This is a genomic window from Thalassotalea fonticola (genome assembly GCF_032911225.1).
GTDB classification, from domain to species: Bacteria; Pseudomonadota; Gammaproteobacteria; order Enterobacterales; family Alteromonadaceae; genus Thalassotalea_A; species Thalassotalea_A fonticola.
This window is the reverse complement of sequence record NZ_CP136600.1, coordinates 3,728,237-3,747,028: the sequence shown is the minus strand read 5'-3', so window position 1 is coordinate 3,747,028 and position 18,792 is coordinate 3,728,237. Positions and strand designations below refer to the sequence as shown.

At 39.8% G+C, this 18,792-nt stretch carries 16 protein-coding genes; 4 read left to right on the top strand and 12 right to left on the bottom strand.

Annotation, left to right across the window (positions count from 1 at the left end; translation table 11 throughout):
• The first annotated feature begins 48 nt into the window (after positions 1–48).
• A complete protein-coding gene (locus RI844_RS15240) occupies positions 49–279 on the top strand; it encodes a DUF2970 domain-containing protein (RefSeq protein WP_348395525.1) in 231 nt (76 codons plus the stop codon).
• An 89-nt stretch (positions 280–368) separates the two neighbouring features.
• Here RI844_RS15240 and speB (RI844_RS15235) read toward each other — a convergent pair whose 3' ends face one another.
• The 5 genes from speB (RI844_RS15235) to RI844_RS15215 form a co-directional block, all read right to left on the bottom strand.
• The gene (gene speB / locus RI844_RS15235; protein WP_348395524.1) at positions 369–1,316 is read right to left on the bottom strand and encodes an agmatinase; all 948 of its coding nucleotides are present in this window, start codon (positions 1,314–1,316) and stop codon (positions 369–371) included.
• Positions 1,317–1,348: 32 nt separating this feature from the next.
• Positions 1,349–2,305 (bottom strand): agmatinase, encoded by a 957-nt coding sequence (gene speB / locus RI844_RS15230; RefSeq protein ID WP_348395523.1) that lies wholly within the window; start codon positions 2,303–2,305, stop codon positions 1,349–1,351.
• Between the two features lie 18 nt (positions 2,306–2,323).
• A complete protein-coding gene (locus tag RI844_RS15225) occupies positions 2,324–3,739 on the bottom strand; it encodes an aldehyde dehydrogenase family protein (protein WP_348395522.1) in 1,416 nt (471 codons plus the stop codon).
• A 60-nt stretch (positions 3,740–3,799) separates the two neighbouring features.
• On the bottom strand, positions 3,800–5,185 hold the full coding sequence (locus tag RI844_RS15220; protein WP_348395521.1) for an aminotransferase: 1,386 nt from the start codon (positions 5,183–5,185) through the stop codon (positions 3,800–3,802).
• A gap of 159 nt (positions 5,186–5,344) precedes the next feature.
• Entirely contained in the window at positions 5,345–7,639 is a 2,295-nt protein-coding gene (locus RI844_RS15215) for a TonB-dependent receptor (RefSeq protein ID WP_348395520.1), read from the bottom strand.
• A gap of 200 nt (positions 7,640–7,839) precedes the next feature.
• Between RI844_RS15215 and RI844_RS15210 the strand changes: the two genes are divergently transcribed.
• From RI844_RS15210 to RI844_RS15200, 3 genes are all read left to right on the top strand, one after another.
• On the top strand, positions 7,840–8,667 hold the full coding sequence (locus RI844_RS15210) for a helix-turn-helix transcriptional regulator (RefSeq protein WP_348395519.1): 828 nt from the start codon (positions 7,840–7,842) through the stop codon (positions 8,665–8,667).
• A 119-nt stretch (positions 8,668–8,786) separates the two neighbouring features.
• Positions 8,787–10,010 (top strand): MFS transporter, encoded by a 1,224-nt coding sequence (locus RI844_RS15205; RefSeq protein ID WP_348395518.1) that lies wholly within the window; start codon positions 8,787–8,789, stop codon positions 10,008–10,010.
• A gap of 477 nt (positions 10,011–10,487) precedes the next feature.
• On the top strand, positions 10,488–10,727 hold the full coding sequence (locus tag RI844_RS15200; protein WP_348395517.1) for a nickel-binding protein: 240 nt from the start codon (positions 10,488–10,490) through the stop codon (positions 10,725–10,727).
• 227 nt (positions 10,728–10,954) lie between these two features.
• Here the strand turns inward: RI844_RS15200 and hpt are convergent, their stop codons facing one another.
• From hpt to hflX, 7 genes are all read right to left on the bottom strand, one after another.
• Complete coding sequence (hpt, locus tag RI844_RS15195; RefSeq protein WP_348395516.1) at positions 10,955–11,482, bottom strand: hypoxanthine phosphoribosyltransferase; 528 nt, start codon at positions 11,480–11,482, stop codon at positions 10,955–10,957.
• Between the two features lie 502 nt (positions 11,483–11,984).
• The gene (locus RI844_RS15190) at positions 11,985–13,232 is read right to left on the bottom strand and encodes a malic enzyme-like NAD(P)-binding protein (RefSeq protein WP_348395515.1); all 1,248 of its coding nucleotides are present in this window, start codon (positions 13,230–13,232) and stop codon (positions 11,985–11,987) included.
• 388 nt (positions 13,233–13,620) lie between these two features.
• Positions 13,621–14,919: an adenylosuccinate synthase gene (locus RI844_RS15185; protein ID WP_348395514.1), complete on the bottom strand. Its 1,299-nt coding sequence runs from the start codon at positions 14,917–14,919 to the stop codon at positions 13,621–13,623.
• 145 nt (positions 14,920–15,064) lie between these two features.
• Entirely contained in the window at positions 15,065–15,253 is a 189-nt protein-coding gene (locus RI844_RS15180; RefSeq protein WP_348395513.1) for a DUF2065 domain-containing protein, read from the bottom strand.
• Positions 15,254–15,334: 81 nt separating this feature from the next.
• Positions 15,335–16,219 carry a protease modulator HflC gene (gene hflC, locus RI844_RS15175; RefSeq protein ID WP_348395512.1) on the bottom strand — a complete coding sequence of 295 codons (885 nt, stop codon included), beginning with the start codon at positions 16,217–16,219 and terminating at the stop codon, positions 15,335–15,337.
• 2 nt (positions 16,220–16,221) lie between these two features.
• A complete protein-coding gene (gene hflK / locus RI844_RS15170; protein ID WP_348395511.1) occupies positions 16,222–17,376 on the bottom strand; it encodes an FtsH protease activity modulator HflK in 1,155 nt (384 codons plus the stop codon).
• Positions 17,377–17,478: 102 nt separating this feature from the next.
• Positions 17,479–18,765 (bottom strand): ribosome rescue GTPase HflX, encoded by a 1,287-nt coding sequence (hflX, locus tag RI844_RS15165; RefSeq protein ID WP_348395510.1) that lies wholly within the window; start codon positions 18,763–18,765, stop codon positions 17,479–17,481.
• Between the last annotated feature and the right edge of the window lie 27 nt (positions 18,766–18,792).

Genomic DNA, 18,792 nt, shown 5'->3' with positions numbered 1-18,792 from the left:
ATGCGCTGACTGTTAATCTAGTTTTCTGATCAATCGCATGGACTAATTATGGACGATAATAAAAAGCCTGAAACACCTTCAAAAGATGAGCCTGAATCATCACTAAAAGATGTTGCAGGAAGTGTCGCTGCAGCATTTATTGGTGTACAAAGTGATAAAAATCGCGAGCGAGACTTTACTAAAGGTAAGTTCAGTCACTTCGTTGTAGTTGGCTTGATTGGGGTAGTGCTATTTGTAGGCGCATTGATTGCGATTGTGAATTTGGTCTTACCCAATTGAAAAAAGGCATTACTACTTTTATTACCCTCACAACTTATTAAAAAGAGAGCAACTCAAATAGCAATGCCTAATTATTTTTTACGTTATTGCTACGCACTTGGCTTACGAGCGAATAAACACAGCATATCTAAAGCCAATGAAGCTCCGGCTAAAGCAGTTATGGCGCCATGGTCATAGGCGGGTGCGACCTCGACTACATCCATGCCAATAACATTTATACCTTCAATCCCACGGAGAATTCTTTGTGCTTGGTAGGTAGATAAACCGCCAATAACAGGTGTACCTGTACCGGGTGCAAAACTTGGATCTAAACAATCAATGTCAAACGTTAAATAACACAGGTTGTCGCCAACAAGCTCTTTAATTTTAGCGGCTGCTTGCTCGGCGCCATGTTCATGCACCCACTGATTATTCAAGACGTTAAAGCCCATAGTGTCTTCAATTGATGTGCGTTGACCTATTTGTACTGACTTAGCAGGGTCAATAATGCCGTCTTTTACCGCATGGTAAAACATGGTGCCGTGCTCAATTTTTCCGGCTCTGTCGTTCCAGGTATCGTAATGCGCATCAAAATGAATAAGGGACAGTCCTTTGCCATATTTTTTCGCATATGCTTTTAAAATGGGATAAGTGACAAAGTGATCACCACCTAAAGTCAATGTTGCACAGTCGTTAGCAATAATATTGCTGGTATGAGCTTCAATTTCATTAGGAATACTTTCTGGCAAACTGCTGTCAACGCCACAGTCGCCGAAATCAACCACGGCAAGTTCGTCAAATGGATCAAAACCCCAATGCGGTACTGTACCCCAGTTTATAGCGGACGACTCTTCACGAATTGCTCGTGGACCAAAGCGGGCGCCAGGGCGATTAGTACAGGCTAAATCATAAGGAATACCTGTTACCGCAACATCGGCATGCGTTAAGTCTCGGCTATATTTTCGTCTGACAAAACTTAACACCCCCGAATAACTTGGTTCTATGTCGGTACCTAATAACTCTTCTCTGGTGATTGCAAAATCAGTAGCTCTAGTCATTTTAAATCTTCTCTATAATACTAATTAAATGTTTATCGACGGATACAGCCTGGAAAGCTGCATAACATTTCAAAAATTAAGTTGGCCGCTAATAACGAGGTATTCCCTGTTGTATCGTAAGGCGGGGAAACTTCAACTAAATCGGCACCAATAAGATTAGTACCATACATACCACGGATAATTTCTAACGCTTGTGGTGAGGTTAAACCAGCAGGTTCTGGGGTTCCTGTGCCTGGAGCAAAAGCGGGGTCAATGCCATCAATATCAAAGGTTAAATAGGTCGGCATTTCAGTACCAATTAATTCGCGCACTTCACTCATTAATGGCGATAAAGATTTTAACCAACAATCTTCAGCTTGCACAACTCGCACACCTTGATCAATTGCCCATTGAAAATCATCTGAGCTATATCCTGTAGCACGTTGTCCTATCTGCACCATTTTTTTAGGGTCTACTAAACCTTCTTCAATAGCGCGTCTAAAAATAGTGCCATGACATTCTTTTTCGCCAAACATATTGTCATTGATATCGGCATGAGCATCTATATGCACTAATGCCATAGTGCCGTGTTTTTTGTATAACGCCCGTAATATAGGCAAGCTAATGGTATGGTCACCACCAACAGTTACCGGCTTAATATTTCGCACCATGATGTTGTCATAATGAGCTTCAATAATTTTAATTGAATCGGCTAAACTAAATGTATTGATGGCGACATCACCAATATCTGCAATTTGAAAACTATCAAACGGCGCGGCTTTGGTATACATACCATACGGACGTACCAATACCGATTCATTGCGTACCGACCTAGGACCAAAACGCGTACCACTGCGGTTACTTGCACCAATATCTAAAGGCACTCCAACAATACCAATATCGATTTCGTCAGTAGCTGCACTACTAGGCAGGCGAAACATAGTACCCGGGCCAGCAAAACGTGGCATTTCATTTCCGCCTAATGGCTGGTTATAAGTGTTGTTTGACATAAAATTTACCTCTAAAAATTAACCGCGTTGAATCGCCTTGGTTTCAAGAAATTCTTCAACGCCAATATCAGCGAATTCTCGACCATTGCCAGATTGTTTATAACCACCAAATGGGGCTAAATAGTTAAAAAAAGCACCGTTGATATAACACTGCCCGGCGCGAATTTTTCGAGCAATGCTAATGGCACTTGCTTCATCATTTGCATATACCCCAGAGGACAAACCAAAAGGAGTATCATTTGCAATAGTAATGGCCTCATCAAGATCTTGGTATGGGATCATGCAAAGCACCGGACCAAATATTTCTTCTCTGGCGATACGCATATTATTGTTGACGCCAGCAAAGATAGTTGGCGCAACATAAAATCCCGGTTGCTCAACAAGAGGAGATTCTAAGCCACCGCAAATCAACTCGGCGCCCTCTTCAACTCCAATTCTAATATACTCTAATACTCGTTGCTGTTGCGCTTTTGAGCTCATTGCCCCTAAGAAAGCATTCTCATTATTACCCACCACTAAACTTTCAGCGCAAGATTTTGCTAATGCTACCGCTTCTGTATATTTAGATTGTGGCACAAGCATGCGGGTTAAGGCGGTACAGGTTTGACCGCTGTTAAGCATTACATCTTCAACACCGTATTTAATCGCTGCAGTTAAATCAGCATCATCGGTAATGATAAAAGGCGACTTGCCACCTAACTCTTGGGTAACACGCTTTACTGTTGGGGCTGCTGCTTGTGCAACTTTGATACCTGCATGAGTAGAGCCGGTGAATGACACTACATCAACATCAATATGACGACATAAGGCTTCACCAACTACAGCTCCAAGCCCTGGTACTAAATTAAACACCCCTGCTGGTAAACCACATTCAACAAAAATTTCCGCCATAATATAATCTTGCCATGGTGTTTGCTCAGAAGGTTTAACGACCATAGTACAACCGGCAGCAAGTGCCGCCCCCACTTTACCAACGAACTGGTGCAATGGGTAATTCCATGGATTGATAAACGCGCACACACCAGCCGCTTCTTTAATAATTAGCGATGACCCTGCGTCTTTGATTTGTTCAGTTAAATGGGCTTTGTCGGCAAATAATGTCATACCTTCTATAGGCCCATCCACTTGTAACCAGCCGGCGATGTGTTCAGGGCAGCCCATTGTTTGTGATACTGCGGTAATTAATTCAGCTTTTCGCTCTTCCATACGAGTGGCAATGTTATTGATTATTTTGCTGCGCTCGGTAGCGGGAGTTAAAGACCAATCATCGAAAGCACTTTTCGCTGCAGCGACAGCCAAATTCACGTCATCAACATTCGAGTTGGCAACTTTGGCGACAACATTTTCATTACTTGGATTAATCACGTCCAAGGTTTGTTTTGATTGCGGTTCAACCCAAAGGCCGTTAATAAATAATTTCGTTAAATCTTTCATTGTTTTACTCTATTTAAAGTATTTTGCGTACGTTGAAGTAACCTGATAAGTATGTTTTTACTAATACTGATAACCTTGGTCTTCAAGGTCAATTAAGGTTGCTTCAATGCTTGCCCTTAACGTATCTACAATAAAGTCGATTTCAGTTTTGTTTAAAGTCAAAGGTGGCGACATCACATTTAAGTGCACTACCGGTCGAACAATTAAGCCTTTTGCATCTGCATGATTAGAAATTTGTTTGCCTATATCCATTTCTTCCGGGAATAATTCACAGGTTTCTTTATTGGCAACAAATTCAACACACCACATAAACCCATGACCTCGAATATCACCAACAATAGGTAAGTCAGCTAAGGTAGTAAGCTTTTCTTGGAAATACGGGGCAAGCGTTGTTACGTTATCTAATAACTGCTCGCGCTCCATTATTTCTATATTCTTTAACGCTGCGGCGCAGGCAACCGGATGACCTGAATAAGTAAAGCCGTGGGCGAAACAACGGCCATGACCATCTTCACTAATCTCATCCCAAATCTGATCAGAAAAAATGGTTGCACCCAAAGGAAGATAGCCAGAGGTTAAGCCTTTGGCACTGATGATAATATCAGGTTGAATGTCAAAAACGTCTTCGGATGCAAACCAGTGGCCAAGGCGGCCAAAACCTGTAACAACTTCATCGGAAACGTAAAGAACGTCGTGTTTTTTACAAATTTCCCAAGTTTTTTTATGATATCCCGCAGGCGGTACAATAACGCCTCCGGCCCCCATAATGGGTTCGGCAAAAAATGCCGCGACATTATCTGCGCCTAAGGTCAGTATTTTTTGTTCGAGCTCGTTTAGTAAAAACTCTAAGAATTCAGCAGTGGATTTATCTTCATGCTGACCATAGTGCTTAGGCGCAGTTAGGTGATGAATAGTGTCTTCAATGAAATCGAACTCTTCCGGGTGATCGCCTTTTTTACCGCCAATTGACATAGCTGCGTAAGTCGAGCCATGATAAGACATATCACGAGAAATGATATGCTTTTTAGCATGTTTGCCACGACAGTTTTGATAATATTGAATTAAACGATAAGCGGTATCTACAGCCGTAGAACCACCACAACTATAAAATACATGGTTAAGAGCGCCAGGCGCTAACTCAGCAATTTTTTCCGCCAGTAATGTCGCTGGCACATTGGTCATATCGACAAATGGATTAGCATAAGACATTTTAATTACTTGCTCAGCGATTGTATCGGCCATTTCTTTACGACCAGTGCCAATATTATTACACCACAAACCTCCAACAGCGTCTAAATAACGATTGCCATCGGTATCTTCAAGATAATTACCAGAAGCTTTTTCAATTGGTAACGCGCCGTCGGTTTTATAAACATCAAAGATTGTCCATGGATGCATAAAATGATCTTTATCTTTTTGCATTATTTCTTTGGTGAAGTTGTTCATTTAAACCTCTTATAATATTGGTGCTATTAGTTAAATAGTATAGCGATAGGAAAAAAAGGATAAATCCCCTGAAAGGGGGAGCACTTATATGAATTAGGGCGCTTATAAAACCCAAGCTAACTGATTTAACAGCTAACTTGAGCTTTAATAAGCTAGTGATTAATAATAATCATACTTAAACGTTAAGCCAAAAGTAGCAGGCTGTTGGCGATAGACAGTACGACCAGAGAAACCGGTAAATGAATATGTTTCTGCGTCATTATCAAGCAAGTTTCTGGCCCATAATGTTACTGCCCAGCCATCACTATCTGAACTCAATTTGATTAAACCGTTTAATGAACTATTACTGCCATATAATGCATTACTGTCAGCAAGTTGCGCGTATTGTTCATCAGACCAACTATAGCTGGTTTGAAATCTTAAATACTTGTCATTCTCTAATGGCATATCATAAGCAACTAAGGCGTTATAGCTCCACTCTGGTGCTTGTGCTAACACGGTACCATTGGTTAAAGGTGCAGCCAGCGCATCAACAAAACCATAGCCATTTTCATTTGCTAAATCATTTACTGATGGATCTGCATTAATACCACGTAAATCGTCAGTTGTAGGTGCTTTTGTTACTTCTGAATTTAAGTAAGAGACTCCAGCTTGAATGGTTACATCATCAATTGGTAACCAATGAATATCTAACTCAAAACCGTTAGTTTCAGACTCTGGAATGTTTGCTAAAGTAGTATCTGAAACCGCAAAGCCACTAAAATCACTAAATTCATCTGAAGTAAAAGTCAGTAATGATTGACGGTTTTCATATTTTAAAGCAAACGCAGCACCATTAAGTTGCATGCTCCCCTCTAAAAGGGTCCACTTAAAACCAAGCTCAGCAGACGTTACATCTTCAGGTTCAACATAGCTCCAAGCACTGCTGTCTAACACTGCCCCGCCGTAATAAACACCACCTTTGTAACTGGTCGAAACATTACCAAACACTAATAAGTCACGATTAACCTTCCAATCAAGTCCTACTTTACCGGTAATAGCATCTTCATCGTTGGTTTCATGTAACTCAGTTACCGGGTAAACATCGCCAAAGCTTTCATTGGTAGCAGTGCCATTAAAAGTACGTTCGTCGAATGAATAACGAACGCCGGCAATAAATTTCCAACTATCGTTTAGCTGAGTTTCGGTATGTAAGTAAACGCCGTATGAGTCAGTTTCTTGTACATAGGCGGCGACAAATCGGTCTTCACCAAAGAAATTGATATCTTCTGGGTAGAGTACACCATCAAAACCGGAGTCAGACACGAAAAATGAATCATCAAATAAATCTACTGCGTCGACTTCTTCATTTGAGATATTAGCGCCTAAAACCCAAGTAAAATCGTCATTACCAGTGCTGATAAAGCGAATTTCTTGCGACCATTGCTCTAATTCATCATCTTGAATAAGTTCCATTGTAGATGCGGCTGAACCATCATAGTTATCAATCATAAATTTCTCGTATTGATCAAACGAGGTGATTGAAACAATGTCAAAATTATCAAAACTATAATCTAACGTTAATGCAACACCTGAGCCGCTTTCATCACGTTGCACATCAAGCTCACCAACACTAACTTTGTCAGGTGCGGAAGGAGAGTTTAAGGCCGAAAAAGCTGGGTCCCCCCAAGTAATTTCATTGCCTTCGCTGTCTGGAGATAACGGCTTGCCTTTATCTTGGCTTGCATATACTCGTAATAAACCAGTGCCACTGCTGCCCAGTTCAAAGCCAAGCTGACCTCGTATTGCAAAACTGTCTTGCAGGCCAAATTCTTCGCCAGTATTAACATCTTCCTGCCAGCCTTCGTTCGATTTTGCGTAGTTCACTGATAAACGAGCATTCACCGTATCGGTTAACGCACCTCCAACAGCAGAGGTAAGCTCTAAAGTGTCATAGCTGCTGTAATCAGCCTCAACAAACGCTTCAAAGTCATCAGTAGGCTTTTTGGTGATAAAGTTAATTGCACCACCCGTGGTATTTTTACCGTATAAAGTACCTTGCGGACCTTTTAGCACTTCAACACGTTCAATATCAAACAATTGACCGCCAAGATAAACCGGGCTACTGGCAAATACTTCATCCGTATATACACCTACACCACTGCTATTGTTTGGGCTAAAATCATCCAAGCCAATACCACGTATGGCAAAAATTGGTGTACCACCTGACGTGGCATTAACGGCAACTAACCCTGGAGTATGAGCACCAAGGTCAACGGCATTTTCAACACCTAAATCTTCAAGCGCGTCACCATTAAAAGCGGTAGTTGTTACTCCTACTTCAGTAATAGATTGTGTGCGTTTTTGGGCAGTAACAGATATTTTTTCAATCTCTTCACTGTGTACAGTTGATGTTATTGTTGCTAAAACAGCTAATGCTAATGCTGATTTAGAAAATATAAGATTAGTTTTCACAATCTTCTCTCCACGGGTTATAGTTATTTACGTTGCCAATTTACTTGGTCTAATTAGTTCATTAAGATGTTTGCTGTAACGCTTAGTTTTCTTTGAATTAACGTTTTAATAACTATCGCAAAATGCGAGACATTTGGTTATCACCTCATCAGGGGATAATTTAAGTTACGCAAATTTAACTAGAGAATATAAGTCTACAAATGGCCACAATAAAAGATTTAACCTACTGGCACCAAGTACTTGCAACTGTAATCAGTAAAGATTTCAATTCCGAATCCATCTCTGATTTGTTAAGGGGATTAGAACATTTACTTAATGCGAGTAGTGCAATGCTGACTATTTTTCCTGAAGGTAAGCAACCGCAAACTACCCATTATCGACTTTTAGCAAACGAGAATCCTCAGCACCAAATTGATCCCTATGACAGTGGCGCTTATTTATTAGACCCGTTTTATCGCATGGCTATAGATGAAAAAATTGAAGGGCCATATGCGATGAGCGATGTTGCTCCACAAGGTTTTGAGCAATCTGAATATTTTGATCTGTTTTATAAGAAACAAGGCTATTTAGATGAAATTTGTATAATATTTCAGTTGAATGAACATGACATAGCCAGTATTTCTCTAGTAAGACATACCAATGAAGAGCCTTTTAAAGCTCAACACATTAAGCAACTGAACATCGTCTTCCCGTTATTGAAAAGCATTATAGTTAAATGTCAGCAAAATATTGCTCAACCCGAACAACTCAACCTTGAGCGGCATTTAGATAACGCCTTGGTTAAATTTGGCAGTTCGATATTAACGCCAAGAGAATGCAAAATTTTACACTATATCTTGCATGGCTATGCCATTAAGTTTATCGCTGAGAAACTTGAAAATAGCTTGGAAACAATAAAGCACCATCGAAAAAGCATTTATATGAAACTGGATGTAAGCTCACAATCAGAATTGTTTTATTTATTTATTGCTTCACTTAAAGCCATGCCAGCAGATGCTGCTCTTGATCCACTTACTTACTTAACCTGATTTGACCAGTATTATCTCAAACGTTATTAGCCCATCACCTTATCAGGGGATGTTCTGCATCGTGGTTTTTTGAAATAGTCTGTTAACAAATTATTACTATAAAATTAAGTGATCGTTATATGCTAGAGTCGCGAACCCAAGAATCCATTTTCGATAAACCTATGGTTATTGCCGCCGCAGTAATTATCAGTATTGTTGGTAATGCTGTATTTATTGGTATGCCCATGTTGGTTGGTTCATTAGCCGATACCCTTGGTTTTAATGAACAACAGTTAGGCTGGTTAGCCTCAGCGGATTTAATGGGTATTTTTGTTGCCTCAATTGCTGTTTCACTGCTCATAAATAAAGTTAATCGACAAACCTTAGCTTATATCGGTATCACCATCGCTATCATCGCTAACTTTTGTTCAACCTTATTTCATCAATTTGACACCTTATTCATGATTAGGATCATTTCGGGTCTAGGTGGTGGGATCTGTTACTCGGTTGGCGTTGCCAGCTTGGCAGGAACACATAAAACCGCCCGTAATTTTAGTATTTTGTTATTTGTTCTGGTAGCAGTTAATGCCATTGAACTATATACATTCCCTGATATTTCAGCCAAATGGGGAGTAGATGGGATATTCCTATTTTTCTGTGCAGCCTTTGTTGGCACCTACTATTTTGTCCGTTATTTACCAAAAACAAACGAACACAATAAAATCGAAAACAGTGAAGTAGAAAGTGATGAACAACTTCAAGATGCAAATCAACAATCAGCAACTGAAATTCCATCATGGATCCCTTGGTTATGTTTAGCCGCAGTTGCTTGTGTTTATATTAATGTTGGTGCGTTTTGGGCTTTCATTGAACGTTTAGGTGTAGATGCAAATTTAAGTAATGATTTTATTAGTAATACCTTAGCTTTAGGCACTTTATTTACCTTAACGGGTTGTGCAATTGCGACTTGGATGAGCAATCGTTTTGGTCAGTCAAAACCATTATTGGCAGCATTTATTTTGATGACCGCTATTTTGTTTTTATTAGCATTTAAAGTAGACGCCACCAGCTATGTAGTAGCGGCAACAGTATTTAACTTTTGCTGGTTATTCATCGATGTATTTCAGTTAGGTACCATAGGTAATATTGACCATACAGGCAAATACGCTGCGCTTGTACCTGGCGCACAAGGTTTAACACAGTCTGTTTCTCCTGCCGTGGCCGGTTATATTCTCAGTGAAGGCTATGGTTATTCAGGTGTGATGATGTTGTGTGCGGTAGGCACAATAAGCGCAATGATTATATATACTGTGGTGTATGCAAAACTTAAAAGTATTGCGCCAGATATTGCCGATTCAAATTAGACTTAAATATAACGCAAGTGTCACTACTTAAGGGAATGCTGCTAAAGTATTCCCTTTTTATTTCAAGTTTATACGTATGACAATGTAAACTTTTAACATCCGACCTAGTTAATCCGATTCTAAAATGAGCATTATTGCGACAACGCGAAAATAGAAAAAGAACACCTTCATCCTCGAGGAGCTCAAGCGAAATCGAGGACCTCATTGAGCGTGCTGTGGATATAAAAAGGTGATCCCTGACCGGCTGAAAAGTGCTGTGATTTCAACTAGTGAATGCAACGCTATCCTTATACTAGCTTAATTCAATCGTTGGCCAGCGATTATTATTATAATTGTTAATGTCACACTATAATAAGGTTGTCGTTATCAACAAACGTGACAAAGAAGCTTAAGCTGGACGCCTTTTATTAGCGGGTTGAGTGTTGATAAGAGATCTCCGGCATGAGCCTATCTTTATAGGAAATAGGAGGAATGATCATGCCTAAGTTTATCGATAGCCACCCCATGGAACCATTCACTGCGGACGAATTGAAAAGCTTGCAGAATGCACCGCCTGATGAGTTCGGGGTCACACACCACGACATTCTATTTAGCTCAGAAGACAACAAGATATATTGTGTGTTGGATGCCCCAAACAAAGAAGCGATTGAAAAACATCATGCAAAGGCTGGCATCAAGTGTGACTGTATCCACGAAGTGGAGTCGACGCGTGGGTGAGAGATTGCCTATGACGCACTGAAACAGCTATAGAATAAAATATATTACCGTCTGTGATAGGTGGATAAGGTGGCTGTGTTTAAAAAAACTCCAAGCATCTACTAATTTTCTTAATGTCGCCTTGTCGCCTTGTCGCTCATAAGAGACATTAAGCTTTTCAAAGACTTAATGTCAAATATAAAAATATCTTGTTTAGTTATTTTTCGACGATTTTAATTTCAAGGCGATTAAAGCGGGATCACTTTTCCAATATAAGGTAAGTTGCGATACTTTTGAGCATAATCAATTCCTACACCAACCACAAATTCATCTGGTATTTCAAAGCCTATCCACTTCACATTTACCGGCACTTCTCGTCGAGAAGGTTTATCAAGTAACGTACAAATTTCAATCGAGTTAGGCTCGCGTAAGTTTAGTATTTGCAGGACCTTGCTTAAAGTATTCCCTGTATCAATAATATCTTCCACCAGAAGTACATCTTTCCCTTGAATATCATCATCTAAATCTTTCAGAATATGCACGTCGCGTGAGCTTTCCATGTTATTGCCATAACTGGATGCGGTCATAAAATCGACGGTGTGGTGGATATCAATTGCTCGTGCTAAGTCTGCCATGAATACAAATGAGCCTCGTAATAAGCCCACCATAACCAGATTGTCACGGTCTTGATAAAATTCGGTTATTTGCCGACCAAGTTCAGCCACTCTTTCACTGACTTCTTGCTCAGAAATCATCACTTCAACTTTATGTTTCATAGTGTTCTCGTATTAAATAATTAACGTAACTATAGCTTGCCAAGTAAGTTATGGCGATATGAATTTAAAGAAGGAAAATTTACGGCTAATTTTTGTTAAAGTTACACATCTATAAGCTGCCCATGATGATTTGCATTCTTTCGTCCTTGAAGTAATACCAATCGGATTAAATATCTGGTCATTTAGAGCATTGAAATGGATGGGAGAACAATCAAAATTTATATTGATATAGTTATTCTACATTTATATGAATTTAGGGCAGTTATCTCGTCTATTTCAAGCTCCCGATGGGCGAATTTAATAGGCTTAACTACTGCGTTATTGATTTTGACAAGGGAATAACCATTCTCTTCAATCAATGCCTTGTATTTAAACCTTTTAATTTTCGCTAAATGGTCAGATATTTAATCCGTTTGGTATAAGACCAAATCCATTAATTATGGACTTGGAATAAAAAAAGCAGCATGAAAATGCTGCTTTTTTGAGGGTTAGTTCGTTGACTTTACGCTTTGCCCATATAATCTTTAGGCATATCGACAGCGGCTACTCCGGTTTCAACAGCGGCTTTAGCAACTGCATAAGCAACACGTTCGAGAAGTCTTGGATCCATAGGCTTAGGAATAATGTATTGCGGGCCAAATTCTAGGCTAACGCTGCCACTTGCTTTTAGAACTTCTGCCGGTACCGGCTCTTTAGCTATTTCTCTTATTGCATTAACAGCAGCAACTTTCATTTCTGCATTGATCGTTCTTGCTCTTACATCAAGCGCGCCACGGAAAATGAACGGGAAACAAAGCACATTATTTACTTGGTTAGGATAGTCTGAACGACCAGTTGCCATAATTAAGTCATCGCGAGTTGCGTGCGCTAATTCAGGTTTAATTTCAGGATCAGGGTTTGAACAAGCAAAAACTACGGGGTTAGCAGCCATAAGGCTTAATTGCTCTGCGGAAAATACATTTGGTCCTGAAACACCAACGAAAACATCGGCGCCATCAATAGCATCTTCTAATGTACGTTTATCGGTGTTGTTAGCGAATAACTTTTTATATTCGTTTAAATCATCACGACGAGTGTGAATAATACCCTTTCGATCAAGCATGTAAATGTTTTCGCGTTGCGCACCACAGCTGATCAATAGTTCCATACAAGCAATAGCTGCTGCTCCTGCACCCATACACACAATTTTAGCGTGCTTAAGTTGCTTTCCTTGTACATCAAGAGCATTAAGCATGCCTGCTGCAGTAACAATTGCAGTACCATGTTGATCATCATGAAATACTGGTATTTTACAGCGTTCAATCAATGCTTTCTCAATAGCAAAACATTCTGGTGCTTTAATATCTTCTAAATTGATACCGCCAAAACTGTCGGCAATATTAGCAACTGTATTAACAAAATCTTCAACTGTAGTGTTTTTCACCTGAATATCAAATGAATCGATATTAGCAAAGCGTTTAAACAACAATGCCTTGCCTTCCATAACAGGCTTTGATGCTAATGGGCCTAAGTTACCTAGACCTAATATGGCTGTGCCATCGGTAATAACTGCAACCGTATTGCCTTTATTGGTGTAGCGATATACATCATCAGGATTGGCAGCTATTTCACGCACGGGCTCGGCAACACCGGGACTATAGGCAAGAGCTAGATCTTCAGCGGTTTCGGCAGCAGTGGTGAGTGCTAGACTGATTTTACCTGGAGTTGGGTGTTCATGATAATCAAGTGCTTGTTGACGAAAATCAGCCATGGAATGTACCTTTTAGTAAGAAATAGCTAGGACCTAATGTTAGGGTTTGTAATACTACCTGAAAACTTTCATCTAAGTTACCCATAATTATAACTAATTCGTTATAACTCATACCAATACTAGGTATAACCATAAATTAAAGTTATGAGCTGATAAAGTAAGCCTATTAAACAATAGTTGAAATGACTGTTATGCTAATTTTTAAAGCCACGATATGCTGTAGGTGGTCTCGTGTCTCGCTTAGGCTTCCACAGGATGACGGCGCACACTTTCGCATATTATGAAGCTACAAACATAATGCCGTCCATGGTAGTTTGAATTCCTTCATCCTTGAAGTAAAAAAAGGGACCTATTAGGTCCCTATTTTGTTAACTAAACGTGTTGTTAGTTATTCAGTGAAAGGGTTAACTAAAACCATTGTTTCGTTACGATCAGGACCTGTTGAAATGATATCAATTGGCACGCCGGTAATTTCTTCAAGACGTTTAATGTAGGCAATTGCATTAGCGGGTAATGCATCAACACTTGTTGCGCCAACAGTATTTTCAGACCAACCAGGAACTGTTTCATAAACAGGAGTGATATTTTCATAACCTTCTGCAGCCATTGGCGGTACAGTTATGATTTCACCTGATTCAGTTTTGTAGCCGGTACAAATTTTAAGTTCTTTCAAACCATCTAATACGTCAAGCTTAGTTAAACAAAAACCTGTAATTGAGTTAACTTGTACAGCTCTGTGCATAGCCACGGCATCAAACCAGCCACAACGACGTTCACGACCAGTTGTAGCACCAAACTCATGGCCAACAGTACCTAAGTGATGACCAATTTCATCATCAAGCTCTGTAGGGAAAGGACCAGAACCAACACGTGTTGTATAAGCTTTAGTAATACCTAATACGTAATCAAGGTTACATGGACCAAAACCGCTACCTGTTGAAACACCACCAACAGTAGTATTTGAAGAAGTAACATATGGGTAAGTACCGTGGTCGATATCTAGAAGCGTACCTTGGGCACCTTCAAACATGATTGAATCACCAGCTTTACGAGCTTGGTCAAGTATTTCGCTAATATCAGCAGTCATTGCTTTGATGATATCGGCAACTGCTAATGCATCGGCTAATACAGTATCAAAATCCAGAGCTTCAGCTTTATAGTAATTAGTTAACACGAAGTTATGGTATTCCATAATTTCTTTTAACTTATCGGCAAATGTTTCAGCGTTGAACAGATCGCTAACACGTAAACCACGACGGGCTACTTTATCTTCGTAAGCTGGACCAATACCACGACCAGTAGTACCGATAGCTTTTTTACCACGTGCTGCTTCACGAGCTGCATCTAAGGCGTTGTGATAAGGCATGATTAATGGACATGCGTCGCTAATTAGTAAGCGCTCACGAACTGGAATGCCTTTAGTTTCAAGCATTTTAATTTCAGTCATAAGTGCTTTCGGACATAATACAACACCATTACCGATCATACATTTTACGTTATCACGTAAAACACCTGATGGAATAAGGTGTAACACGGTTTTTTCACCGTCTATTACTAATGTGTGTCCAGCATTGTGACCACCTTGATAACGAACTACAAATTTAGCCTTATCAGTTAGTAAGTCAACAATCTTACCTTTACCTTCATCACCCCATTGGGTGCCAAGAACAACGACGTTTTTGCCCATAATAATAATTTACATATTTCGAAAGAAAATTAGGCGGGGATTTTAACAAACAAGCATGCCTAGATCATCAACTTTATTTATTTTTTTGTAGTTAACTTGTTAGCAGCGTGATGGCTTAGTTAGATTAGCAAGTAGAAATTAGACTTTAATTGTTCAAAAACAATAAGATGGCGCCAATAACAACCAACACTAGGCCAATCTGGCGGATATTATCTGGTTTTTCTTCGGCCAGCTTTAAGATAAAACTGCGCCAACGATTTGGGAATAATAACGGGCCAAGCCCTTCAAAAACAAGCATTAAGGCAAATGCACTTAACAATAATTCAAATGACATGTCACTACCTTTTAGTTTTTATGTCAGAAATAAATAGCCCACCAAAAGGTGGGCTATAAATTTAAAAACATGAACAATCCATTACTTACCTGTTTTAGGGGCTTTTAAGTAATTGAAAAAGTCACTGTCGGGCTTAACAACTAAGATATCACTCTTAGAACTGAAGCTTTTCTCGTAAGCTTCTAAACTTCTGACGAAAGAGAAAAACTCTGCATCTTTGTTATAAGCATCTGAATATACTTTAGCGGCTAAGGCATCGCCTTCACCGCGTAAAGTGAATGCCAGCTTTTTAGCATTTGCTATCATTACCGTCACTTTAGCATCAACGGTTGCACGTAATACTTCAGCTTTCTCACGACCTTGTGAGCGATGTTCTTGTGCGACAGCGATACGGCCAGCACGCATACGTTCATAAATCGAATTACTTACTTCTTCAGGTAGGTTAATGCGTTTTACACGCACATCAACAACTTCGATACCTAAGTCAGCTTTACTCGATTCAGCACTAAGCATTGCTTCTTCCATAAGTGAATCGCGATCACCAGAAACAATTTGCTTAATAGTGCGCGAACCAAACTCAGTACGTAAACCATTGTTCACTTTTTGTTTTAACAAGGCACGGGCGTTATCAATGTTACCGCCAGCTGTACGTACATAGAAGGTAGAAAAATCAACGATTTTCCATTTCACGTAAGAGTCTACTAATAAATCTTTTTTCTCGGCCGTAACGAAACGATCCGGAGCACCATCAAGGGTTTGAATACGTGCATCAATTTTATTAACACGTTCAATTAATGGAATTTTAAAATGCAAACCTGGAGAATAAATTTTCATTTCTCCAGCAGAGTCACGTTTAATTTTTGAGAATTGAAACACGATACCGCGCTCGCCTTCATTAATAACAAATATTGATGAAACCGTTAATAGACCTAGCGCTACCAGGATTATAATTGCAAAGTTTTTCATGATTAGTTATCTCCTCGGCTAAAACGATCAGCACGGCCAGATAATGAATTCACTGATGAATTTTTACCTTGTTGTACTGGTGCTTGCGTCAACGGATTGATTTCTCTTTTATAAGGTGACGTTTGTTGCTGTTGCTGCATAATTTTATCAAGTGGCAAGTACATCATGTTATTACCACCATCTACATCAACCATAACTTTTGACGTATTTGAATATACTTTTTCCATCGTAGTAATATATAAACGTTGACGAGTAACTTCTGGCGCCGCTTTATATTCTGGTAAAAGCTTTTCAAACTTAGCTACTTCACCTTCTGAGGCTAGTACAACTTGTTGCTTGTAAGCAATGGCATCTTGTTCCATGCGCTTAGCACGACCACGCGCTTCTGGCTCTACCGATAAAGCATAAGCTTCGGCTTCTAGCACAAAACGCTCTTCATCTTCTTTTGCAGCAATCGCATCATCAAACGCAGCTTTAACCTGCTCCGGTGGACGGGCATCCTTAAAGTTAACATCTGAAATGATGATACCTAAGCTGTAAGCCTCAATTACTTTTTCAAGTTCAGCCCATACCGATTGACGTACAGCCTCACGTCCTGAAGTTAACACTTCATCCATTTCAGAATGACCAACAACATAGCGAATAGCACTATCAAAAGCATGCTCTAAACTTTCATCGGCGTTGGTTACGCTGAATAAGTAGTTACGCGCATTAACAATACGATATTGAACTTGCATCTCTACACGTACAACGTTTTCATCCTGAGTTAGCATAAAGCCGCTAGCAGGAAGGTTACGAGTTGTTTGTACGTCTACAGGAATAACTTTTTGCACAAAGGTAGGTTGCCAATGAATGCCCGGCTCGACCAAGCCGTTAAATTCACCAAACTGTAACACTACGCCGCGCTCTGCTTCTTTAATCGTATAGAAACCACTTACTGCCCATACAACAACAGCAATTGCGATCACAATACCAGCACCAAAGCTACTGAAACTGTTAGAACCGCCAGATTTACCTGGCTTATTACCACCGAAAATTCCGCCAAATTTATTGCCAAGATCTTTCAATAGTTCGTCTAAATCTGGTGGTCCTTGATCACGACCGCCTTTATTTTTCCAGGGATCATTATCGTTTTTCCCCGGTTCATTCCAAGCCATTTTGCTCTCCGTTTGGTGCAATGTTTAAAAATCTATATTGGCAAATATAATATGCAGATATTTACCTTCATTTATCTTTGTTACTTCAATAGTAACAGCAGCTTAATTCAGGATAAAGCCTTGTAATTCGCTTTTACCTGCTTTCAACAATTTATTCCATTCTCGCAATGGTAATGTCACATCCAGTAAACAATTACCTTGCTCATCATATGTTTCGTCTTTTATACAGTTTAGCTGGTATAACTTGCCACGCAATTTTCCAGCGCTTGCTGGTATTTTAAGTGTGTGTTTGACAATATCTGTTGCTAATAATTCAGACAAAGCAACATTTAATAGCTCTAAACCAATATTCGCTCTGGCAGATAACCAAACTCTAATCGGCTTGCCCAGCTCGTCTCTATCTATACGCGGCGCAATGTCATGCAAGTTATCAATTTTGTTACACACCAGCAATTGCGGGATTTCATTCGCTTCAATTTCTTCCAGCACGGCATCTACTTGCGCCATATTATCAGCGCGGCGTTCATCAGCAATATCAACTACGTGTAACTGTAAATCAGCTTCTCGGGTTTCTGTCAGTGTCGCCTTAAAGGCAGCAACTAAATCATGAGGTAAATGACGAATAAACCCAACCGTATCGGCTAATATAATACGCCCTACATCTTCTATATGGAGCTTTCTTAGTGTTGGATCAAGGGTTGCGAACAATTGATCGGCTGCATACACATCTGCATTGGTAATACGGTTAAATATTGTAGACTTACCAGCATTGGTATAACCGACCAATGACACAGTAGGTATTTCTGCTCTTTCGCGTGCTCTACGGCCTTGATGTCGTTGTTTTTCAACTTTTTCCAATCGACCACGAATATTATGCATCCGATCACGCAGTAAACGTCTATCAGTTTCTAACTGAGTTTCACCTGGCCCACGTAAACCAATACCACCTTTTTGTCGTTCTAAATGTGTCCAACCTCGAATTAATCGAGTACTCATATGGCGAAGCTGGGCAAGTTCTACTTGCAGCTTACCTTCATGGGTGCGAGCACGTTGGGCAAAAATATCTAAAATAAGTGAAGTGCGGTCGATGACTCGACATTCACATAATGCTTCGATATTTTTTTCTTGTGAAGGGCTTAACGCATGATTAAACAAAATCACGTCAGCATTATACAAGTTCACTGCATCGCGAATTTCTTCAGCTTTACCGCTACCGACAAAAAATTTAGTGTGAGGGGTACTTCGTTTACCAGTTACTACTGTTAAAGAATTTACGCCGGCAGAAGAAACCAACATTTCAAATTCTTGTAAGTCTTCACGAGCGTTTTCTTGCGGAAAATCTATGTGAACGAGTACAGCTTGCTCACCTGCTTGATGTCTATCAAACAAATGAGCAATTCCAATTCAATTTCATTT